Genomic DNA, 21,678 nt, shown 5'->3' on the forward strand with positions numbered 1-21,678 from the left:
TGAACCCCTGGAGACCTTCGTGGCAGTCAGCGTTTTCGATCTGTTCAAGGTGGGCATCGGTCCGTCGAGCTCACATACCGTGGGCCCGATGCGCGCGGCCCTGATGTTTGCGCAGGGGCTGGAGCGCGACGGCCTGCTGCCGCAGGTGGCCAGCGTGCGCGCGGAGCTGTACGGGTCGCTCGGCGCCACCGGCAAGGGCCACGGCACCGACAAGGGCGTGATCCTCGGCCTGATGGGCGAAGCGCCCGACACCATCGATCCCGATTCGATCGAAACGCGCCTGGCCGCGCTGCGCGCCAGCCGCGAGCTGTCGTTGCTGGGCCGGCATATCGTGCCCTTCGTCGAGAAAGAGCATATCGCCTTCTACCGGCGCGAGGCCATGGCCGAGCATCCCAACGGCATGAAGTTCCACGCCTTCGATGCCAGCGGCGCGACGCTGCGCGAGGCGCGCTACCTGTCGGTCGGCGGCGGCTTCGTGGTGACCGCGGGCGCACCCAATACGCAGTTGCTCAAGGCGGCGCAGCAGCTGCCGCACCCGTTCCGCAGCGGCAAGGACATGCTGGAGATGGCCACCGCCAGCGGCAAGAGCATCGCGCGCCTGATGATGGAAAACGAGCTGACCTGGCGCAGCGAGGCGGAAGTCACCAGCGGCCTGCTGCATATCTGGGAGGTGATGCAGGCGTGCGTCGCGCGCGGCTGCCGCACCGACGGCGAGCTGCCGGGGCCGTTCAAGGTCAAGCGGCGCGCGCCCGAACTGTTCCGCAGCCTGACCGAACGTGCCGAGCGCACCCTGTCCGACCCGCTCTCGGTGATGGACTGGGTCAACCTGTACGCCATCGCCGTCAATGAAGAAAATGCCGCCGGCGGGCGCGTGGTCACCGCGCCGACCAACGGCGCCGCGGGCATCATCCCGGCAGTGCTGCACTACTACGACCGCTTCGTGCCGGGCGCGAACCCGCAGGGCGTGGTCGACTTCCTGCTGACCGCGGGCGCGATCGGGCTGCTGTACAAGCTCAATGCGTCGATCTCCGGCGCCGAAGTCGGCTGCCAGGGCGAAGTCGGCGTGGCATGTTCGATGGCTGCCGGCGCACTGGCCGCGGTGCAGGGCGGCAGCCCGGCGCAGGTGGAGAACGCCGCCGAGATCGGCATGGAGCACAACCTGGGCCTCACCTGCGACCCGGTCGGCGGACTGGTGCAGATCCCGTGCATCGAGCGCAACGCGATGGCCTCGGTCAAGGCAGTCAACGCCGCGCGCATGGCGCTGCGCGGCGACGGCACGCACTACGTATCGCTCGACTCGGTGATCAAGACCATGCGCGAAACCGGCGCCGACATGAAGACCAAATACAAGGAAACGGCGCGTGGCGGGCTGGCGGTGAATATCGTGGAGTGCTAGCCATGGTGGTGCGGCGTATCATGGCGGCGTTCCGCGTACAAAAAACAAGAGGACAGCCATGCAGACCTTCCACCAGCTGTTCGACGAGACCTCGTCCACCTTCACCTACCTGCTGATCGATGCCGCCACCGGGGAGGCGCTGCTGATCGATCCGGTCGACCACGAGCTGGAGCGCGACCTGGCGCTGCTGAAGGCAACCGGCGCGCGGCTGGCGTGGGTGATCGAGACCCATGCCCATGCCGACCACATCACCTCGGCCGGCCACCTCGCGCTGCAGACCGGCGCGCATACCGCCGCGCCGTCCGGCTGCGATATCAAGCCCGCCCAGAAGCAGCTGATCGACGGCGATACGGTCGCCTTCGGCAAGCAGGTGCTGCGCGCGATACACACGCCCGGGCACACCGCCGGCAGCATGAGCTACCTGTGGGAGGAGCCCACCGCCGGCGGCGTCGTGCGCCGCGTCTTCACCGGCGACGCGCTGCTGATCGACGGCTGTGGCCGCACCGATTTCCAGTCCGGCGACGCCGGCACGCTCTACGACAGCCTGACCCGGAAGCTCTTTGCGCTGCCCGACGATACGCAGGTCTATCCGGCCCATGACTACAAGGGCCGCACCTCATCCACCATCGGCCAGGAACGCGCCCACAACAGCCGCGTTGCCGGCCGCACGCGCGAGGAGTTCATCGAGATGATGCGCAACCTCAACCTGCCGCGCCCGAAGCTGATCGATGTCGCCGTGCCGGCCAACCAGCGCCTGGGGCTGCGCGACGGCGAAAGCGTGCCGCACGGCGCCTGAGATTTTCCCAACGTCAGGAGTCTTTGCATGTCCACCTACACCGCCGAGGTCCTCTGGCAACGCGACGGGCAGGATTTCGCCGGCAACCGCTACAGCCGCAGGCATGTGCTGCGCTTTGACGGCGGCGCCGAGGTCCCGGGTTCATCGTCGCCCCATGTGGTGCCGCTGCCGATGTCGGATGCCAGCGCGGTCGATCCGGAAGAGATGTTCATCGCCTCGCTGTCCAGCTGCCACATGCTGTGGTTCCTGTCGCTGGCGGCGAAGCAGCGCTTTGTCGTCGACCGCTACCTGGACGCGGCCACCGGTGTGATGGAAAAGAACGCCGACGGGCGGATGGCCATGACGGTGGTCACGCTGCGCCCGCAGGTCACCTTTGGCGGCCAGCGCGAGCCCACGCGCGAAGAACTCGACGCCCTGCACCACGCCGCGCATGACGCCTGCTTTATCGCCAACTCGGTCAGGACCGAGGTGCGCTGCGACCCGGTGTACGCCGGGGTCTAGCCAGGCCCCGCACCGGCGCGGCCGCGTGCACTGGCGACTGGCAACTGGCAACTGGCAACTGGCGACGAACAACAAACAATTTATATCTCGCCATCAAAACGCTGATTTGACTTGCCACCCCGGCACTGCAAATACTGGTCCCCACAGAATGACGCGCTGCCCCGGGCACCGGGCGGCGCGTCAGGCGTTGCATAACCGACACTCGTGGGGAACACCATCATGAAGCACAGCCAGCATCGCAAGCTGTACCGCGGCCTCGGCGCACTGGCCGCGGCCGTTGCGCTGATCCCGGCCCAGGCCATGGCGCAGAGCAAGCCCATGGCCTACCCGGCCAAGGGCCAGAGCCAGCAACAGCAGGCCAGCGACGACGGCGCTTGCTACAGCTGGGCCAAGCAGCAGACTGGCGTGGATCCCGCCCAGGCCGCCAACGCGCCGCCGCCGGCCCATGCGCAGAGCGGCCAGCGCGTGCGCGGTGCCGCGGGCGGTGCCGCCGCGGGCGCCGTGGCGGGGGCGATTGGGGGTGACGCCGGCAAGGGGGCGGCGATCGGCGCTGCAGCGGGTACGGTGGCGGGCGGCGTGGAGCACCGCCAGTCGCGCCGCCAGGCAAATGCGGCCAACCAGCAGGCGGCGGCCAATACCAGCCAGGCAATGGGCTCGTACTACCAGGCCTGGACCGCCTGCATGCAGGGGCGCGGCTACAGCGTCAAGTAAGTCCGGGACCAGCGCAACGGTGGGCTCAGGCAGCCCACCGGTCACACGCCTTGCGCACTGTTTCGCGCTGGCTGCGCGCATCGGCATCGACCTGGCGCAGCCACTCGGCGTCGCCGTCGCGGCGCTCGGCCAGCGCGCGGATATTGGCGAGCGCCTCCAGCGAACCGAGCGCCTCGGCGTGCGGCACCAGCGCATCGCAGATCGACAGGATATGTTCGGCGATCGGCATGCGCGTCAGCTCGTTGGGATGCACGTACTCGCCCTCAAGCCCGAAGCGGCAGGCCTGGAAGCGGTTGAAGGTGTACACCAGGTAATCGTCTTCCTGCGGCATGAATGGGCGCGACAGCAGCAGGTAGCGCGCCAGCATCTGGATATAGGCGGCGATATCGCAGGCGCGCTGCACCGTCAGCGGCGTATCCATCACGCGGACCTCGATGGTGCCGAACTCCGGCTTGGGCCGGATATCCCAGTAAAAGTCCTTCATGCTTTCGATCACGCCGGTATTGCGCATCTTCTCGAAGTACGCGGTGAAGGCTTCCCACGTCAGCAGGAACGGCGCGCGCCCGCTCATCGGGAAGGCCGCGACCGAATTCAGCCGGGCCGAGGCAAAGCCGGTATCCACGCCCTGCACATAGGGCGAGGACGCCGCCAGCGCCACGAAGTGCGGCACATAGCGGCCGATGGCGTGCAGCAGGAACAGGGATTCGTCGGCGCTGGGGCAACCGATATGCACGTGCTGGCCGAACACCGTGAACTGCTTGGCCAGGTAGCCATACAGCTCAGAGATGTACTGGTAGCGCGGCGAATCCGAGATGGTGCGGTCGGCCCATTGCTGGAACGGGTGCGTGCCGCCGCCGGCGATGCCCAGGTTCAGCGAATGCGAGGCCGCCACCATCAGGTCGCGCATCACGGTCAGCTCTTCCAGCGCCTGCTGGTAGCTGTGGCAGATGCCGGTGCTGATCTCGATCATCGACGGGCTGATCTCGGGCTTGATGTCGCCGGCATGCTCCGCACCCTTGAGCGCGCGCAGCAGGTCGGGCGCGAACGGGGCCAGGTCGTAGTCATGCCGGTTGACCAGTTGCAGCTCCAGCTCCACGCCGAAGGTCAGTGCCTCTGAGTGCTTGAACGGTTCGAGCGACATCAGCGCCCTCCTCCATTGGCCCGGATATCGACGCGGACTTCGCCTGCGTAGCGCAGCGCCCAGGCCGCGATCACCGGACCGAAAAGTTGTTCGATGGCCAGCGCGCACAGGATGATGGCCGTCAGCGGCTGGCCGGTCCCCGGGTAAAGCCGCGCAACATCGTGCATCAGCAGGTAGGCCAGGCCCGACATCGGCGCCAGCGCCAGTCCCAACGCCATGCACTGGCGCATGCTCAGGCCCGAGAACGAGCCCAGCGACACCACGCCGGCCAGCTTGGCGGCATGGCGCAGCAGCACCAGCACGATGGCGTAGGCGCCACCCACGGCCCAGTCCTGTGCCGTCAGCGGCAAGCCCAGCGACACCACCATCACGATGATCAGCAGGCTGCCGGCGCTGCCGAAGTGCGGCGGCCACACATGCGGCTGGTTGTCCTGGTGCTTGAAGACCACGCCGGCCAGCATCAGCGTCAGCGGCATCGACAATTTTAGTACCCGGGTCAGCGCCAGCGTGAACAGCACCAGGCCCACCAGCACCAGGAAGCTGTAGTGGTCGTCGGCCGACATGCGGTCATAGATGGCATGGCCGGCCTTGCCCACCACCCAGGCCAGCAGGCAGGAACCCGCCAGCAGGTATAGCGGATGCAGCAGCGCGGCGCCGAGATTGCCGTATTCCGAATGCAGCCAGCCGGTGGCGACCTGCACGATGGCGGCGGCGTAGATGCTGTTGAGCGCGGCCATTGCCATCAGCCGCTCGGTGACCTGCCCTTCGGCGCGCAGTTCGTTCTTGAGCTGCAGCACGATGGTGGGCGAAGTGCTGACCGCGATGCCGCCAGCCAGGATGGCCACGCCGGGCGAGGCCCCGATCCACTGCAGCACCGCGGCCACCAGGCCCCAGGTCAGCACGCTTTCAAAGGCGCTGGTCAGCAGCAGCCAGCGGTTGGCGCGCAGCCAGGTCAGCGAGAGCCGATGCCCGAGTTCGAACAAGGCCAGCGCCAGCGCCATGTCGATCAGGATACGGGTCTGGTTGATCATGTTCTCGTCGACGATGCCGCGGCCCAGCATGCCGGCGCAAAGCCCCGCCGCCGCGTACCCGACAATGCGCGGGCAGCGCAGCCAGCGCCGGCTCAGTTCGCCAGCCAGGCCGGCGCCGACCAGCGCCAGCCCGACCCAGAACAGGCCGCCTGGGGCGAGCGGGAGGCTTGGAAATAGTTGGCTCAGTCCGTTCATGGCGACATGGTAATGTAAGCACATCACAATCCATGTCAGTGATTGTCCGACACCGCACCAAACCTATATCTTACTTCTGCCATCTTCACGTAAAAAACGCCATCTTCGGATGGCGTTTTTTACAACCCTTACATTTCCAGACCGTTCCGGGGGAGCGGAACGAAGTTTCAGACGCCCCAGACTTTCCACATCGGCCTGGTGGCCTTGAGCGCGGTTTCCACCTCTGTGTACAAAGTGCGCGTCGCGCCCTGTGCCGCACCACGGGCGCGAGCCTTGTCGAAATAACCGAGCGCGGTGTCGCGCTGCTCCTGGCCGAGCGCGGACTGCACCGCGCGCAGGTACACCTCGGCGTCCCAGTCGTCACGCACGGCGAACGCGGCAACGAAGTCGGCCAGCGCCGCGTCGTGGCGGCGCGCGGCATTGTGCACCAGCCCGCGCTGCACGCGCGGGCCAGCCTGGTCCAGCGGATCGCCCTCGGTCAGCGCCACCGCCTGCTCGAACAGCGGCAGCGCGCGCGCCGAGTCACCTACGTCGCGCCAGACCTGGCCGAAGCGGTTGTACAGCCAGGCGTCTTCCACCAACAGCGCGCGGCGTTGCTGGCCCTCGATCTCGGCCAGCGTATCGGTACGGTCGTGCTCGTCCATGCCGGCCAGCCGCGCCTGCAGCAGCGCGGCATAGTGCGCGCGCGCGTGCGCCATCGGATGCGCGGCCTCGCTGCGCGCCTCCACCGGCAACGCATCCAGGCGGGCATCCATGTGCATCATCGCGGCCCGCGCGGCCTCGGTCGGCTCGGCCCCGCCCATGGCCTTCCAGGCCGCGATCATGCGGCTGAAGGCCCAGGTCACGTCGGCCGGGTTGCGCTCGAGCGGATAGCGGTTGAGCACTTCGCCGGCCAGTTCCGCCACCTCCTGGTGCTGGCCGGCGTCGGCGTGGCAATCGAGCAGGTCGATCCAGTGGTCGATGAACTCGCTGGCGGCCATGCCCTGGCGGTGCAGCGCGATGCGCTCGTCCGCATGCGCGGCGCCGGCCGGCAGGCTGCGCGACAGCAGCCGGCACAGCAGTGAATAGACATGCGGGTCGGCATTGCCGCCATGGCCGGCGGCATCGCCCTGGCCGGTGGCAAAGTACTGGTCGAAGCGCGCCACGCCGGCGCGGCCGGCCTGCACCAGCACTGGCCGCAGCGCGGCCTCGGCGGCCGGCACCTCGTCGATGAACTCGCCCAGCGCCATCGCGGTGCGGTAGTAGCCGGCGCCGTCGTCGGACTGGTCGGTCAGCGTGAAGCGCAGCCACGGCTCGCGGTCGGCTGGCTGGGCGGCTTGCGCGTTGTCGGCGCGCTGTGCCAGCTGGTGGCGCCAGGCCAGTTCGCGTACCTGGGTGTGCGGGTCGGGCACCTGGCGCAGGAAAACCGCGAGGTCGTCCAGTGCCCCTTGCGCGTCGCCCACACCATGGCGCAGCGGCGCGCGCAGGCGGCGCGCCTCGGGATGGTCAGGGTGCTCGGCCAGCACGCGGGCGGCCTGGTCGGCTGCCACGGTATCGCCGGCCGCGGCATCGAGCTCCAGCAGGTGCGGGTTGTCCAGCGCCACGCGGCCCAGGCAGATGCGCATCAGCGGTTCCACCGGCACGCCGGCAGCCTCGGCCCGGGCAATGTAATCCGTCACCAGCGGGGCAATGTCATCCGCGCCCAGGTCCGGGTTGCGGACCATCAGGTCATACCAGTAACGCCCCGCGGCGGCCATGTCGCCCATGCGCAGGGCCGCCAGGCCGGCGTGGAAATGCGCGGCCCATTCGCCGGTCAGCAGGCCGCTGCGCTGCGCGGCCTCATGCAGCCACGGGCGCGCCTCGGCATCGCGGCTCAGGCTCATCAGCATGGCGCCGTAGCGGTGCGCGATCACCCCGCGCGAGACCCAGCGGTGCGGCGGCTGCAGCGGCAGGGTGTCAAGCCGAGCCAGGGCCTCGTCCAGCACCGCCAGCGCGGCATTGGCGTCACCGTTGTCAAAGTGCAGCCGCGCCCGCAGCGTGACGAAATCAACCACCTCGGGGCGGCCCTGCGAGAGCTGGTCGGCAATCTGCAGGGCTTCGGCGAAGCGCCCCTGGTTGGCTAGCCCGATGGCGTGGTCGTAGCTGGCTTCCTGCTCGGACACGTACTGCTCCTATGGAATGAAAAAATGTGCGAGTGCGGGATTATGCGCCAATGGTGGGGCGTCGGATTTGTTTGGGTGCGTGGGCGCTATGGCGCCCAAGCCCCAAAAGGAAAAACGCCACCCAAAAGGCGGCGTCTCCCATCACCGGCAACAGCAGGCAGCTTACTTCCCGCCCACCGTCTCCAGCACCGTCCACTTGCCCCCCACCACCTTATAGACAGTGATACCACCATCCTTCAGGTCGCCACGCGCGTCATACGCCAGCGTCTTGGTGGTCACGCCCTGCATATTGGTAGCGGCCAGTACCGGCAAGTAGCGCACCGGATCCGTCGAGCCGGCCTTGACCATCGCCGTCATCATCGCGGTGGCGCCGTCATAGGCGTACGGCGAGTAGGTCTGCACCTTCGAGCCGAAGCGCTTCTCGTACCTCTTCTCGTAGTTGGCGCCGCCAGGCATCTGGTCCAGCGGCAGGCCGGCCAGCGACACCACCGTGCCTTCGGCGGCCGGGCCGGCGAGCTTCAGGAAGTTGTCGGTCTTGGACATTTCGCCCGACACCAGCGGGGCCTTCATGCCCAGTTCCTTGACCTGCTTGGCCATCGGCGCGGACTGGGTCTCGGCACCGCCGTAGAAGATGATGTCCGGGTTGCTGCGCTTGATGTTGGTCAGCACGGCCTTGAAGTCCACCGCCTTGTCGTTGGTGAACTCGCGGCGCACGATCTTGCCACCGGCGGCCTTGGCGGCCTTTTCGAACTCGTCCGCCAGGCCCTGGCCATAGGCGGTGCGGTCATCGACGATGGCGATGTTCTTCGCGCCCAGCTTCTTCACCACGAAGGCGCCGATCACCGAACCCTGCTGGGTGTCGGAGGTCATCATGCGGAACGTGGTCTTGAAGCCCTGCCTGGTGTATTCCGGCGCGGTCGCCATGGCGATCTGCGGAATGCCGGCGCGGCTGTAGACCATCGACGCCGGGATGGTGGTGCCCGAGTTGAAATGGCCCAGCATGCCCTGGATGCCGTTGTCGACCAGCTTCTGTGCGACTACCGAACCGGTCTTCGGGTCGGCCTGGTCGTCTTCGGAGACCAGCACGAACTTGACTTCCTTGCCGCCGATCTTGGGCTTGGTGGCGTTCATGTCCTCGATCGCGAGGACGATGCCGTTCTGCATGTCCTTGCCGTACTGTGCCTGGCCGCCGGTCATCGGGCCGGCAAAGCCCAGCTTGATTTCCTGCGCCTGCGCGAACGCGGCGGAGGCCGCGGTCAGGCCGGCCAGGGTCAGGGCAACGGTCATTGCCGTCTTGTGGAATGTCGAGCTCATCAGATCTCCTTGGGTCCCAAATGGTGCCGATGTGGTGCCGTTGCCGGCAGTTGTAGCGGCGCAGCCTGGCAGTGCCGCGCCTTGCTTCCTGTGCGCAACGGGGCGGGATCGCCGCCGCCGCCGCGCGCTTCGACATGACGACGTCCGAGGGTTGCCTCAGCCGATCGTCATCAAACTGGCATTGCCGCCCGCGGCCGCGGTATTGACCGAGAGCGAGCGCTCGATCAGCAAACGGTCGAGCGCGATATTCGGTTCACCTTGCGCCAGGCCCTGCACGCCGATGATCGGACCGGGGCGCGCGGCCACCTGTTCGCACACCGTGCGCAGCTGGTCGGAATCGCCGTGGTGCAGCACGGCATCGATGGCCGTGTCCGCCGCGGTCCAGTCGGCCACCATGCGGACGCGCGATTGTACGCCCTCAGGCAGGCGCGAAAACAGCCCCCGGCTGACAGGGTTTTCCAGCCATACCGCCTCGGCGCCGACAGTCAGCACGGCGCCCAGCTGCAGGGCCAGGTCGGCCTCCTGCGCGGCCAGGCACAGCACGCGCTCGCGCGGCAGCAGGGTGTAGGTGTTGCGCTCGCCGGTGGGGCCCGCCAGCGTCACCGCCAGGCCGGAGGCCGAGGCCTCGGCAAAGCGCTCGCAGGCGGCGGCCACTTCCGGCAGCTCGGCGCGCGCCCAGGTGCGGAAGGCTTCCGTGGCACGCGCGGCCTCGCCGTCCGGGCCCACGGGTTCGGCACCACCCGTGGCGTCGGCCGCGCGCACGCTGCGCGCCACCGCGTCCTGCGGGCAGACCGACAGCAGCCGGTGCAGGTAGAGCGGGCCGCCCGCCTTGGGGCCGGTGCCCGACAGCGACTCGCCGCCGAACGGCTGCACCCCGACCACGGCCCCGACAATATTGCGGTTCACGTACAGGTTGCCCACATGGGCGCGGCTGACGATGTGCGAGATGGTCTCGTCGATGCGGGTATGGATACCCAGCGTCAGGCCGTAGCCGGTGCCGTTGATCTGGCTGACCATGGTGTCCAGCGCCGCGCGCGGGTAGCGCACCACGTGCAGCACCGGGCCGAACACTTCGCGCTTCAGTTCTTCAATGCTGTCCAGCTCGATCAGCGTCGGCGGCACGAAGGTGCCGTTGCGGCAGCTCGCGCCCTGCGCGGCGTTGGGATCGGCCTGGTGGACACGGCGGCCCTTGGCGCGCATGGCGTCGATATGGCGCACGATGTTGGCACGCGCCTCGTCGTCGATCACCGGGCCGACGTCGGTCGACAGGCGGTCCGGGTTGGCCATGTTCAGTTCCTGCATGGCGCCCTTGAGCATTTCCAGCACGCGGTCGGCCACGTCTTCCTGCAGGCACAGCACGCGCAGCGCCGAGCAGCGCTGGCCGGCCGAGTCGAAGGCGGAGTTGACCACGTCGCCGACCACCTGCTCGGCCAGCGCCGACGAATCCACGATCATCGCGTTCTGGCCGCCGGTCTCGGCGATCAGCGGGATCGGGCGGCCGGCGGCGTCCAGGCGCCCGGCCACGTTGCGCTGCAGGATGCGCGCGACTTCGGTCGAGCCGGTGAACATCACGCCCTTGACGCGGGCGTCTCCCACCAGCGCGGCGCCGACGGTCTCGCCGCGGCCCGGCAGCAGCTGCACCGCGCCGGCCGGCACGCCCGCTTCGCGCAGCAGGCGCACGGCGGCGGCGGCGATCAGCGGGGTCTGCTCGGCGGGCTTGGCCAGCACCGGGTTGCCGGCGGCCAGCGCCGCTGCCACCTGGCCGGTGAAGATCGCCAGCGGGAAGTTCCACGGGCTGATGCAGACCACCGGGCCCAGCGGGCGGTGGGTCTCGTTGTCGAAGCTGCGGCGGATCTCGGCGGCGTAGTAGCGCAGGAAGTCCACGGCTTCGCGCACTTCGGCGATGGCATTGGAAAAGGTCTTGCCGGCCTCGCGCATGATGATGCCCATCAGCGACTGCATCTGGGCTTCCATCAGGTCGGCGGCGCGCTCCAGCGCGGCCGCGCGCACGTCCGGCGGCGTCGCCTGCCAGATCGGCGCGGCGTTGACGGCGGCCTGCAGCGCGGCTTCGACCTCGGCCTGGCTGGCCTCGGTCACGTGGCCCACCACGTCGCGATGGTCGGCCGGGTTCAGCACCGGGGCCGCCACGGCGTCGGCCGCGCGCGGCGAATCGGCGACCAGCGCGGCGCCAAGCAGCGGCTCGGCCACGGCGCGTTCGCTGGTGCCGGCCAGCAGCGCCGACGACAGCGACGCCAGGCGGTGCTCGTTGGCCAGGTCGATGCCGGCCGAATTGGGTCGGCTCTTGCCGTAGAGCGTGCGCGGCGACGGGATGCGCGGGTGCGGCAGGCCCAGCCCGCCTTCGTCGCGGTGCATGGCCTCGACCACGGCGACGGGGTCGGCCACCAGCTCGTCCAGCGAGATGGTGTCGTCGGCGATGCGGTTCACGAACGAGGTGTTGGCGCCGTTCTCCAGCAGGCGGCGCACCAGGTAGGCCAGCAGCGTCTCATGGGTGCCGACCGGCGCGTAGATGCGGCACGGGCGGTTGAACTTGCCGTCGGCCGTGGGCCCCACCACCTGGTCGTACAGCGGCTCGCCCATGCCGTGCAGGCACTGGAACTCATACTGGCCGGGGTAGTAGCTGTGGCCGGCGATCTGGTAGATGGCCGACAGTGTATGTGCGTTGTGCGTGGCGAACTGCGGGTAGATCGCGTCCGGCACCGACAGCAGCTTGCGCGCGCAGGCGATATACGACACATCGGTGTAGACCTTGCGCGTGTAGACCGGGTAGCCCTCCAGGCCATCGACCTGGGCGCGCTTGATCTCGCTGTCCCAGTAGGCGCCCTTGACCAGGCGGATCATCAGGCGGTGGCGGCTGCGGCGGGCCAGGTCGATCAGGTAGTCGATCACGAACGGGCAGCGCTTCTGGTAGCCCTGCACCACGAAGCCGATGCCGTTCCATCCGGCCAGCTCGGGCTCGAAGCACAGGCGCTCGAGCAGGTCCAGCGAGATCTCCAGGCGGTCGGCTTCCTCGGCGTCGATATTGATGCCGATGTCGTACTGGCGCGCCAGCAGCGTCAGCGACTTCAGGCGCTCGTACAGCTCGCCCACCACGCGCTCATGCTGCGCGCGGCTGTAGCGCGGGTGCAGCGCCGACAGCTTGATCGAGATGCCCGGGCCTTCATAGATGCCGCGCCCGCGCGAGGCCTGGCCGATGGCGTGGATGGCCTGCTCGTACGACGCCAGGTAGCGGGCGGCATCGGCCTCAGTCATGGCCGCCTCGCCCAGCATGTCGTAGGAGTAGCGGAAGCCTTCGGCCTCGTACTTGCGCGCGTTGGCCAGCGCCTCGGAGATGGTCTCGCCGGTGACGAACTGCTCGCCCATCAGGCGCATGGCCATGTCCACGCCCTTGCGGATCAGCGGCTCGCCACCCTTGCCGATGATGCGCGTGAGCGCCGTGGTCAGGCCCGACTCGGTATGGGTGGCGACCAGCTTGCCGGTCAGCAGCAGGCCCCAGGTGGCGGCGTTGACGAACAGCGACGGGCTCTGGCCCAGGTGCGACTGCCAGTTGGCGCCGCTGATCTTGTCGCGGATCAGCGCGTCGCGGGTGGCCTTGTCGGGGATGCGCAGCAGGGCCTCGGCCAGGCACATCAGCGCCACGCCTTCCTGCGACGACAGCGAGAACTCCTGAATCAGCCCCTGCACCAGGCCTTCACGGCCCGTGCCCACCTTCTGCTCGCGCAGCCGCGTGGCCAGCGTCTTGGCCATCTTGATGGCGGCCTCGGCCTGCTGCTGCGGCAGGCGCGCCTGCTCCAGCAGCACCGGAACGCAATCGGTTTCAGGACGGCGATAGGCAGAGGTAATGGCAGCGCGCAGTACCGACTGCGGCTGGATGCTCTGTGCGAATTCCAGGAACGGCTGCGGCGCGGCATCGCCATGGGCCAGTTCGGCACCATCGGCGCCGTCCGCGTCGGCGCTGCCGGCGGCGCCGGTCTCGTACGGCAGGTGGCCGCGCTCGATCTGCTCGAGGTAGCTGAAGATGGCCTGCTTGATCAGCCAGTGCGGCGTGCGGTCGATGGATTGGGCAACGCGCTTGAGGCGGTCGCGCGAGGCGTCGTCGAGCTTGACGCCGAGTGTGGTGGTGGCCATGCGGGCAATTCTCCGAAAGACTGGAGCCGCCGCCGGTGCTACCTCGTCCATGCCGACAGGCAGGGGCGCGCGACCGGCCGCAGCCTGTGAGCTGGCGCGATCTTACTCCCGAAAATCACCACGGTGCAACCTAGTGCAACCCTATAGAAAACCCTAATGATAGGGTTGCACCTCGCACCGTCGCACCGGCCAGCTCAGATCCGCAACGGATCGATCTCAAGCTGCCAGCGCACTCCCTTTGCTTCCGTCCCCACCTCTGCGAAAGTCTGCACCCACTCAGCCACAAAGCGTTGTAATACAGGGCGCGAGGTGGCCTCCACCAGCATCTGGGCACGCTCCCGGTTGAAGATGCGCACCATCGACATCGGCACCGGGTCGTGCAGTTGCACCTCGGCCGCCAGTTCGCAGGTTTCGGCATGCCGGCGCGCCGCTTCCAGGAACTGCAGCGCCCGCTCCAGCTGCCCGTGCTCGGCGGTCACCAGCACCTGGTAGCAGAACGGGGGCAACCCGGCCTGGCGCCGCTCGCGCAACTGGCTGGCCGCGAATCCATCATAGTCGTGGCGCGTCAGCGCCTGCAATGCCGGGGTGTCCGGATAGCGGGTCTGGATCAGCACCTCGCCCGGCAGGCCGGCCCGCCCTGCCCGCCCGGCCACCTGCATCAGCGAGGCAAACAGGTGTTCGGCGGCGCGGAAATCGTGGCTGAACATGGCGGCATCGGGATGGACGATGCCGACCAGGGTCACGCGCTGGAAGTCATGGCCCTTGGCCACCATCTGCGTGCCCACCAGGATGTCGACTTCGCCCGCGTGGACCTCGTCGAACATGGCCTGCGCGCTGCCCTTGCGCCGCGTGGAATCGGCGTCGATGCGGGCGATGCGGGCCTGCGGGAAGCGCGCCGCCAGCGCCTCTTCAATGCGCTGCGTGCCGCGCCCCAGCGGCGCGATATCGACATTGCCGCAGTCCGGGCAGTGGTGCGGCACCGGCGCCTCCAGGCCGCAGTGGTGACAGCGCAGGCGCCGCTCCGGGCGGTGCAATACCAGGTACGCCGAGCAGCGCGGGCATCCCGACAGCCAGCCGCAACTGTCGCAGGCGATCACCGGCGCGTAGCCGCGGCGGTTCAGGAACAAAAGGCTCTGCTCGCCGCGCGCCAGGCGGGCGTCGATGGCTTCCAGCAGCGGCACCGACAGCCCCTCGAACAGCGCGCGCTGGCGCTGGCGCTCGTGGTTCAGGTCGACCAGCCGCACCGCCGGCAAGGTCGCGTCGGCCTGGGCGCGCTCGCGCAGCACCAGCTTGCGGTAAGTGCCCTGCCCGGCCCGCCACCAGGTTTCCATCGACGGCGTGGCCGAGCCCAGCACCACCGCGACGCCGCGCTGCTTGGCGCGCCATACCGCCAGGTCGCGCGCGGAGTAGCGCAGCCCTTCCTGCTGCTTGTATGACGTGTCGTGCTCCTCGTCGACCACGATCAGCGCCAGCGCCGGCAGCGACGCCATCACCGCCATGCGCGTGCCCAGCACGATGCGGGCCTCGCCGCGGTGGGCGGCCAGCCACTGCAGGCTGCGCTCCTGGTCGGCCAGGCCGCTGTGCAGCACCGCCAGCGGCAGGTGCGGAAAGCGTGCGGCGATGCGGGCCTGCAACTGCGGCGTCAGGTTGATTTCAGGCACCAGCATCAGCACCTGGGCCTGGGGGTCGCGTTCCAGCACCGCCTGCATCGCATGCAGGTAGACTTCGGTTTTGCCGCTGCCGGTGACCCCGTGCAGCAGGAACGGGGCGAAGCCTTCGGCCTCTGCAATGGCCTGCACCGCGGCACGCTGCTCGTCGTGCAGCGGCGGCGCGGAAGATGGCGGCTGCGTGGGGTCGATTGGCAGCAAGGTGCGCGCGGTGCGGCTGGCCTCGACCCAGCCGGCGGCGTGCCACTCGGCCAGCCGTGACGGGGCCGCAGCACAAAGCACGCGGGCGTCGGCCAGGGCCAGCGGCTCGCCTGCGGCGGCGCGCTCGGCCAGCGCGTGTGCCAGCGCGCGCACGCTGCGTGCGCGGGGCGGCACGGCAGCCAGCAAGGCCTCGGCATGGCCGGGCAACAGGCGGTATTCGTCGGTGCGGGCACGCTGGGCCAGTCCCGGCCAGCTCTCGGCTTCACGCAAGGCTGGCGGCAAGGCCGGCAGCATCACTTCGCCGAGACGGCGCTGGTAGTAGCGGGCGGCAAACGCGGCCAGTTCGATCCAGTCAGGCTGCAGCGGCGGCATCCAGTCCAGCCGCTGCGCAACGGGCCGCAGCTTGTCCGCGGGTACGCCGGATCCTTCCGCGTATTCCACCGCCACCCCGACCATGCTGCGGCGGCCGAACGGCACCACGACCAGGTCGCCCTGGGCCACGTCGGGGGTGGCGAGGTAGTCGAAGCAGTCGTCGGCAGGGGTGTCCAACGCTACCCGGATGACCGACCGGGCCGACGGCGTCAAGGCGCCAGCGGTTGCCGCGTCGGCCTCCGGGAGGGGCAGCGCACCGCTAGCCGACGCCATTTGGCCCTTCCTGGTGCACCGCCTTTGCGCAACCGTTGTGCAACGGGCGGCAGGTCTGCGGACGGCGGAAAGTTAGTGTGCGGCGCAACATCAACTTAAAGTAAAACTTCAAATGTGGCCCTAAGTCGATGATAGATGACTGGTTTTCCACTAATTCCACCGCCCCTGTGGATAACTTTGTTGAAAAGTCGCTTCGGCTGGCCGGAAAGCCCCGCGAAACAAGGGATCCACCGGCATCAAGCCTGACTTTGCAAATCTTCCAAATCCTTAAAAATCAAAGGCTTGCCAACATCCCCCGGATAGGTTAGGGACTAACCCTGTCCTGCACTGCGGCAAACCTATCGGTGTGCATAAGTCAAGGGCCGTCAGTCAAGTCCAAGCACCTTTTTGGCGAATGCTGGCGAAAAAGTTAACTTGACAGGGTCCGGCGGCGCGGCTCCCGCAGCACTGGGTACGCTGGCAGCCATCGCGCTGCGGCGCACGGCACCGCAGCAGCCGCCAGGCCGCCCGCATACGGTCACCGCCACTTCTGCGCGGCGCGCAGCTGACGGCTGTGTCGATGCACTTCGTCGACCAGGACCGAGACGCTCTCGGGCGGCGTGAACTGCGAAATGCCATGGCCGAGGTTGAAGACATGGCCATCGCTGCCGCCACCGGCGGCATAGCTGTCCAGCACGCCGCGCACCTGCTCGCGGATCGCAGCCTCGGGGGCAAAGAGCACGGTCGGGTCGATATTGCCCTGCAGGGCCACGCGGCCACCGGTGCGTCGGCGCGCCTCGGCCAGGTTGACGGTCCAGTCCAGCCCGATGGCATCGGCGCCGGTGTCGGCCAGCGCCTCCAGCCACAGGCCGCCGCCCTTGGTGAACACGATCGCCGGCACTTGCTGGCCCTCGTGCTCGCGCTTCAGGCCGGCCAGCACGCGGCGCATATAGGCCAGCGAGAACGCCTGGTACATGCCATCGGCCAGCGCCCCGCCCCAGGTGTCGAAAATCATCACGGCCTGCGCGCCGGCTTCGATCTGGGCGTTCAGGTACGCCGTCACCGCCTGGGCGTTGATCTCGAGGATGCGGTGCATCAGGTCCGGGCGGCCGTACATCATCGCTTTGACCGTGCGGAAGTCGTCCGAGCCACCGCCCTCGACCATGTAGCAGGCCAGCGTCCAGGGGCTGCCCGAGAAGCCGATCAGCGGCACGCGCTGGCTGCCGTCCTGGACCAGCGCGCGGCGAATCTCGCGCACGGCGTCAAAGACATACTGCAGCGACGCCATGTCGGGCACGGCCAGCTTCTGCACGTCGGCCTCGGTGCGCAGCGGATGGGCGAAGCGCGGACCCTCGCCCTGCGCGAACGAGAGGCCCAGGCCCATCGCATCCGGCACCGTCAGGATGTCGGAAAACAGGATGGCCGCGTCCAGCGGATAGCGGTCCAGCGGCTGCAGTGTCACTTCGGTGGCGTAGGCCGGATTCTTGGCCAGCCCGAGGAAGCTGCCGGCGCGGGCGCGCGTGGCGTTGTACTCGGGCAGGTAGCGGCCCGCCTGGCGCATCAGCCACAGCGGCGTGTATTCAGTCGGCTGGCGGCGCAGCGCGCGCAGGAAGGTATCGTTCTGCAGTGCGGTCATGGTCATCCTCGTAAGACCGCCATTCTAAGGGATGGCCGCGGGAGGATGCCGCTCAGACGTCGTCGATCATCCCGGCGAAGGCCGACGCGGCGCGCCGCATCCACTCACGCGCGCGCTCGGCATCGGGCTGCAGTCGCGCGAAACCGTGGGTCATGCCGCTGGCCTCGATGGTGATGACAGGGGCGTCGTGGCGCACCAGGAAGTCGGCATAGGCCAGGCCGTCGTCGCGCAGCACATCGTGCGCGGCCACCATCAGCACGGTGGCGGGCGGACGCACCGGCGGCGCGGCCATCAGGTGCACGCGCGGATCGCCATGGGCGGCACCCTGCGCCAGGCCCTCGGCGCCGATGAACTGGGTCCAGAACCAGGCCATCTCGTCACGCGTGAGACCGGGGCCGTCGGCGAAGGCACGGTAGCTCTCGGTGCTGAGCACGGGCACGGTGACCGGATAGACCAGCAACTGGGCATCGACCCGCACGGCGTCGCCGGCATTGAGCTGCTGCGCGGCCTGGGCCGCCAGGTGACCGCCGGCGCTGTCGCCGGCCACCGCCAGGAAGCCCGGCGCCAGCCCCAGGGCCTGGCGTTGGCCGGCAAGCCACAGGACGGCCTCGGCGGCATCGTCGCAGGGCGCCGGGAAGGCGTGCTCGGGTGCCAGGCGGTAGTCGACGCTGGCCACGGCGCAGCCGGTATCGGCCGCCAGCAAGGCCGCGACCGTATGGTGCGTCTGCGGCGAACCAATCACCCAACCGCCGCCATGGAAGTAGACAACCAGCCGCGGCGCGGCCACACCGGCCGGGCGGAACAGCCGCGCGCCCAGTGTGCGGCCGGCGAGCACTAGTTCCAGGTCCTGCACGGCGATGCCCTCCGGGTCCGGTATCAGCGACGCGGCCGCGATCTCGGCAAAGCGCGCCCGCTGGGCGGGAATATCGGCCGGCGCCGGTTCAGCGGCATAGCGCTCGGCCAGGCGGCGGTAATAGGCAAGCAGTTGCGGATCGATGGCCATGGTCGGCGGCAAGTCGGAATGCGGGAATGGTAAGAAAATGCCGGGTATCAGTCCAGGCCAAGCCGGCGCGTCAGCTCGATCTTGCTGCAGCAGTCCTGCACCGCCAGCAGCCCTGCCCCGGCGGCGCGGCGCACGGCCTGGTCGCTGACGATGCCAAGCTGCAGCCAGACCCCGCGCGCACCAATGGCGATGGCCTCGTCGACCGCCGCTGGCGTTTCCTCGGCGCGTCGAAAGATGTCGACCCATTCGATGGGGGCGCCCGCCGCGGACGCAGCCTCTGCGGCTTCGCGCAGGGTGGCATGGCAGGTCTCGCCCAGGATGCATTCGCCGGCATGGCGCGGATTGACCGGCACAATGCGGAAGCCCTGGCCTTGCAGGAACTCGGCCACCTCGTGGCTGGGCCGCTCCGGACGGTCGGACAGGCCGACCACGGCTACTGTCTTCATGGCCAGCATGGCTTGTATGGCTTGCTGCATCTCAGGCGGCATCGCATCTCCGTGGGCAGGCATGGGCGACTCGCGGCCAGGCCAAAAACGTGACACAGCGGCCGCGCGCGTACTGAATCGTAACCGTAATTGTCACGCAGCGATTGGTGCGGGAACGAACACGGAAAACGCGCGCGAAAAGATAATCCATCGGCACGTATTTGCAGCGAACGTGACGTCAACGTGCAAAAATATGCCGATCACGCCTGTTTTTGAGGGTTCGGGCTTTCAACTTCTTTCAAAACGATACATTTTGTTACTGCCATGCCGGGGAGTTTCCCCCACAATGCATTGACATACCCGCTGTCCAGGGCGTGGCCCCCCCGGTGAAAATGGCAATGCAGATTAAAAGGGGGGTGGTGAAGAAAGCCTTTTGAAGTGTTTCCGGCAGTAACCCGATTTTCCGATCCAGCAGAATGCTGCTGGGCCGGAACACCAGGAAGACCGTTGCAGCGCGTGGCCTTTGCGGCCTGTAGGCGGATAGTTGGGTATCCGTTGCGCCTTGATTGTCACCTGGACCGAACCCGTTCCTTCGAATTGACCCCTCGAAGGGATTTTCCCGTCCGCGCGGAGCCTCCCCGGCCCGCGCGCTTTTTTTTGGTCCAGGCACGCAAAAAGAATATCGCCAGCCGAATAAAAAAGGCAGCCATGGGGCTGCCTTTTTTAATTGTCGCGCCAAAAAAACAACAGCGCGACAACCCACTAATTGCTTACTTCTTACGTCGCAGTCGGGCGATGGCAGCCAGTTGGGCAGCCGCTACGGCGAGCTCGCTCTGAGCACGTGCCAGATCCAGATCGCTGCTCTGGTTCTGCATCAGCTCCTCGGCAGCGCGCTTGGCTTCCTGCGCCTTGGCCTCGTCCAGGTCGCCACCGCGGATCGCGGTGTCGGCCAGCACGGTGACGTGCTTGGGCTGCACTTCGAGAATGCCGCCGGCAACGAACACGAACTCTTCGCTGCCGTCTTCCTTCTCGATGCGCACCGCACCCGGCTGGATGCGCGTGATCAGCGGCGTGTGACCCGGCAGGATGCCCAGTTCACCCGACTCGCCCGGCAGCGCCACGAACTTCGCCTGGCCGGAGAAGATCGACGCTTCCGCGCTGACGACGTCTACAAGAATGGTTGCCATATCAGATCCTTTCTCCACTCACTTCGCTCAGACGGCGGACCCGCAAAGCACGGATTCACCGTCACCCCCGCGCAGGCGGGGGTCCAGTGACTTTTGCAGCGTGGCGAAAGACACTGGGTTCCCGCCTTCGCGGGAACGACGAGCAAGGCTTACTGGAGCTTCTTGGCCTTTTCGAAGGCTTCGTCGATCGAGCCGACCATGTAGAACGCCTGCTCGGGCAGGTGATCGCACTCGCCATCGACCAGCATCTTGAAGCCGCGGATGGTTTCCTTCAGCGGCACGTACTTGCCCGGCGAACCCGTGAACACTTCGGCCACGTGGAACGGCTGCGACAGGAAACGCTGGATCTTGCGGGCGCGGTTCACGGCCAGCTTGTCTTCCGGCGACAGTTCGTCCATGCCCAGAATCGCGATGATGTCGCGCAGTTCCTTGTAGCGCTGCAGGGTCTGCTGAACGCGGCGGGCCACTTCGTAGTGTTCCGTGCCGACGACCTGCGGGTCCAGCTGGCGCGAGGTCGAATCCAGCGGATCCACTGCGGGGTAGATACCCAGTGCAGCGATGTCACGCGACAGCACCACGGTCGAGTCCAGGTGCAGGAAGGTCGTTGCCGGCGACGGGTCGGTCAAGTCATCCGCAGGCACGTACACGGCCTGGATCGACGTGATCGAGCCGGTCTTGGTCGACGTAATACGTTCCTGCAGCTTGCCCATTTCTTCAGCCAGCGTCGGCTGGTAGCCCACGGCCGAAGGCATACGGCCCAGCAGTGCGGACACTTCGGTACCGGCCAGCGTGTAGCGGTAGATGTTGTCCACGAAGAACAGGATGTCACGGCCTTCGTCACGGAAGCGCTCGGCCATGGTCAGGCCGGTCAGCGCCACGCGCAGGCGGTTGCCCGGCGGCTCGTTCATCTGGCCGAACACCATGGCCACCTTGTCGAGCACGTTCGAGTCCTTCATTTCGTGGTAGAAGTCGTTCCCTTCACGGGTACGCTCGCCCACGCCGGCAAACACCGACAGACCGCTGTGCTGCTTGGCGATGTTGTTGATGAGCTCCATCATGTTGACGGTCTTGCCCACGCCGGCGCCACCGAACAGACCCACCTTGCCGCCCTTTGCGAACGGGCAGACCAGGTCGATCACCTTGATGCCGGTTTCGAGCAGGTCAACGGAAGGCGACAGTTCGTCGAACTTCGGTGCCTTCTGGTGAATCGCGCGCAGTTCGTCACAAGCGATCGGGCCAGCTTCGTCGATGGGGCGGCCCAGCACGTCCATGATGCGGCCCAGGGTGCCGTGGCCAACCGGCACCGAAATCGGGGCGCCGGTGCCCTTCACTGCCATGCCGCGGCGCAGACCGTCCGAAGAACCCAGGGCAATGGTACGCACCACGCCGTCACCGAGCTGTTGCTGGACTTCGAAGGTCAGACCCTTTTCGGCGAACGAGCCGTCGCTGCTGTCTTCCAGCACGAGCGCTTCATACACCTTCGGCATTGCGTCGCGGGGGAACTCGATGTCCACCACGGCGCCAATACACTGCACAATATTTCCGATACTCATTTCGTATCTC

Annotated in this window: 15 protein-coding genes; 4 read left to right on the plus strand and 11 right to left on the minus strand. The window is 67.8% G+C overall.

What is annotated here, in order from left to right:
- Positions 1-19 precede the first annotated feature (19 nt).
- The 4 genes from ACREYQ_RS16880 (at position 20) to ACREYQ_RS16895 (ending at position 3,404) form a co-directional block, all read left to right on the plus strand.
- Positions 20-1,396 (plus strand): L-serine ammonia-lyase, encoded by a 1,377-nt coding sequence (locus ACREYQ_RS16880; protein WP_432258651.1) that lies wholly within the window; start codon positions 20-22, stop codon positions 1,394-1,396.
- A 58-nt stretch (positions 1,397-1,454) separates the two neighbouring features.
- Positions 1,455-2,192 (plus strand): MBL fold metallo-hydrolase, encoded by a 738-nt coding sequence (locus ACREYQ_RS16885; protein ID WP_432258652.1) that lies wholly within the window; start codon positions 1,455-1,457, stop codon positions 2,190-2,192.
- A gap of 27 nt (positions 2,193-2,219) precedes the next feature.
- Positions 2,220-2,693, plus strand: a complete 474-nt coding sequence (locus ACREYQ_RS16890; protein ID WP_432258653.1) for an OsmC family protein — start codon at positions 2,220-2,222, stop codon at positions 2,691-2,693.
- Positions 2,694-2,912: 219 nt separating this feature from the next.
- Positions 2,913-3,404, plus strand: a complete 492-nt coding sequence (locus ACREYQ_RS16895; RefSeq protein WP_432258654.1) for a YMGG-like glycine zipper-containing protein — start codon at positions 2,913-2,915, stop codon at positions 3,402-3,404.
- A 25-nt stretch (positions 3,405-3,429) separates the two neighbouring features.
- Here ACREYQ_RS16895 and ACREYQ_RS16900 read toward each other — a convergent pair whose 3' ends face one another.
- The 11 genes from ACREYQ_RS16900 to atpD all read right to left on the minus strand — a co-directional run bounded on the left by ACREYQ_RS16900 (position 3,430) and on the right by atpD (position 21,668).
- Positions 3,430-4,545, minus strand: a complete 1,116-nt coding sequence (locus tag ACREYQ_RS16900; protein ID WP_432258655.1) for a YbdK family carboxylate-amine ligase — start codon at positions 4,543-4,545, stop codon at positions 3,430-3,432.
- Positions 4,545-5,771, minus strand: a complete 1,227-nt coding sequence (locus tag ACREYQ_RS16905; protein WP_432258656.1) for a cation:proton antiporter — start codon at positions 5,769-5,771, stop codon at positions 4,545-4,547. Before ACREYQ_RS16905 ends, ACREYQ_RS16900 begins: the two co-directional genes overlap by 1 nt.
- A gap of 167 nt (positions 5,772-5,938) precedes the next feature.
- Positions 5,939-7,912 (minus strand): tetratricopeptide repeat protein, encoded by a 1,974-nt coding sequence (locus ACREYQ_RS16910; protein WP_432258657.1) that lies wholly within the window; start codon positions 7,910-7,912, stop codon positions 5,939-5,941.
- Positions 7,913-8,074: 162 nt separating this feature from the next.
- A complete protein-coding gene (locus tag ACREYQ_RS16915; RefSeq protein WP_432258658.1) occupies positions 8,075-9,226 on the minus strand; it encodes a branched-chain amino acid ABC transporter substrate-binding protein in 1,152 nt (383 codons plus the stop codon).
- A gap of 156 nt (positions 9,227-9,382) precedes the next feature.
- Complete coding sequence (putA, locus tag ACREYQ_RS16920; protein WP_432258659.1) at positions 9,383-13,372, minus strand: trifunctional transcriptional regulator/proline dehydrogenase/L-glutamate gamma-semialdehyde dehydrogenase; 3,990 nt, start codon at positions 13,370-13,372, stop codon at positions 9,383-9,385.
- Positions 13,373-13,566: 194 nt separating this feature from the next.
- Positions 13,567-15,885 carry a primosomal protein N' gene (locus tag ACREYQ_RS16925; protein WP_432258660.1) on the minus strand — a complete coding sequence of 773 codons (2,319 nt, stop codon included), beginning with the start codon at positions 15,883-15,885 and terminating at the stop codon, positions 13,567-13,569.
- 517 nt (positions 15,886-16,402) lie between these two features.
- On the minus strand, positions 16,403-17,500 hold the full coding sequence (gene hemE / locus ACREYQ_RS16930) for a uroporphyrinogen decarboxylase (RefSeq protein WP_432258661.1): 1,098 nt from the start codon (positions 17,498-17,500) through the stop codon (positions 16,403-16,405).
- A 52-nt stretch (positions 17,501-17,552) separates the two neighbouring features.
- Positions 17,553-18,503, minus strand: coding sequence for an alpha/beta hydrolase (locus ACREYQ_RS16935; RefSeq protein ID WP_432258662.1), 951 nt, complete (start codon positions 18,501-18,503; stop codon positions 17,553-17,555).
- A 47-nt stretch (positions 18,504-18,550) separates the two neighbouring features.
- Positions 18,551-18,991, minus strand: a complete 441-nt coding sequence (locus ACREYQ_RS16940; RefSeq protein ID WP_432260436.1) for a CoA-binding protein — start codon at positions 18,989-18,991, stop codon at positions 18,551-18,553.
- Positions 18,992-19,698: 707 nt separating this feature from the next.
- Complete coding sequence (locus ACREYQ_RS16945) at positions 19,699-20,115, minus strand: F0F1 ATP synthase subunit epsilon (protein ID WP_010811262.1); 417 nt, start codon at positions 20,113-20,115, stop codon at positions 19,699-19,701.
- A gap of 149 nt (positions 20,116-20,264) precedes the next feature.
- Positions 20,265-21,668 carry a F0F1 ATP synthase subunit beta gene (atpD, locus tag ACREYQ_RS16950; protein ID WP_432258663.1) on the minus strand — a complete coding sequence of 468 codons (1,404 nt, stop codon included), beginning with the start codon at positions 21,666-21,668 and terminating at the stop codon, positions 20,265-20,267.
- Positions 21,669-21,678 lie beyond the last annotated feature (10 nt).

It is taken from the genome of Cupriavidus sp. TMH.W2 (assembly GCF_050847365.1).
GTDB lineage: Bacteria > Pseudomonadota > Gammaproteobacteria > Burkholderiales > Burkholderiaceae > Cupriavidus.

Bases quoted from the DNA above. Each gene is read 5' to 3' on its own strand.
- ACREYQ_RS16945 (WP_010811262.1), bottom strand. From the start codon at position 20,115: ATGGCAACCATTCTTGTAGACGTCGTCAGCGCGGAAGCGTCGATCTTC.
- ACREYQ_RS16935 (WP_432258662.1), bottom strand. From the start codon at position 18,503: ATGGCCATCGATCCGCAACTGCTTGCCTATTACCGCCGCCTGGCCGAG.
- ACREYQ_RS16925 (WP_432258660.1), bottom strand. From the start codon at position 15,885: ATGGCGTCGGCTAGCGGTGCGCTGCCCCTCCCGGAGGCCGACGCGGCA.
- putA (WP_432258659.1), bottom strand. From the start codon at position 13,372: ATGGCCACCACCACACTCGGCGTCAAGCTCGACGACGCCTCGCGCGAC.
- ACREYQ_RS16905 (WP_432258656.1), bottom strand. From the start codon at position 5,771: ATGAACGGACTGAGCCAACTATTTCCAAGCCTCCCGCTCGCCCCAGGC.
- atpD (WP_432258663.1), bottom strand. From the start codon at position 21,668: ATGAGTATCGGAAATATTGTGCAGTGTATTGGCGCCGTGGTGGACATC.
- ACREYQ_RS16900 (WP_432258655.1), bottom strand. From the start codon at position 4,545: ATGTCGCTCGAACCGTTCAAGCACTCAGAGGCACTGACCTTCGGCGTG.
- ACREYQ_RS16890 (WP_432258653.1), top strand. From the start codon at position 2,220: ATGTCCACCTACACCGCCGAGGTCCTCTGGCAACGCGACGGGCAGGAT.
- hemE (WP_432258661.1), bottom strand. From the start codon at position 17,500: ATGACCGCACTGCAGAACGATACCTTCCTGCGCGCGCTGCGCCGCCAG.
- ACREYQ_RS16885 (WP_432258652.1), top strand. From the start codon at position 1,455: ATGCAGACCTTCCACCAGCTGTTCGACGAGACCTCGTCCACCTTCACC.
- ACREYQ_RS16915 (WP_432258658.1), bottom strand. From the start codon at position 9,226: ATGAGCTCGACATTCCACAAGACGGCAATGACCGTTGCCCTGACCCTG.
- ACREYQ_RS16940 (WP_432260436.1), bottom strand. From the start codon at position 18,991: ATGCCGCCTGAGATGCAGCAAGCCATACAAGCCATGCTGGCCATGAAG.
- ACREYQ_RS16895 (WP_432258654.1), top strand. From the start codon at position 2,913: ATGAAGCACAGCCAGCATCGCAAGCTGTACCGCGGCCTCGGCGCACTG.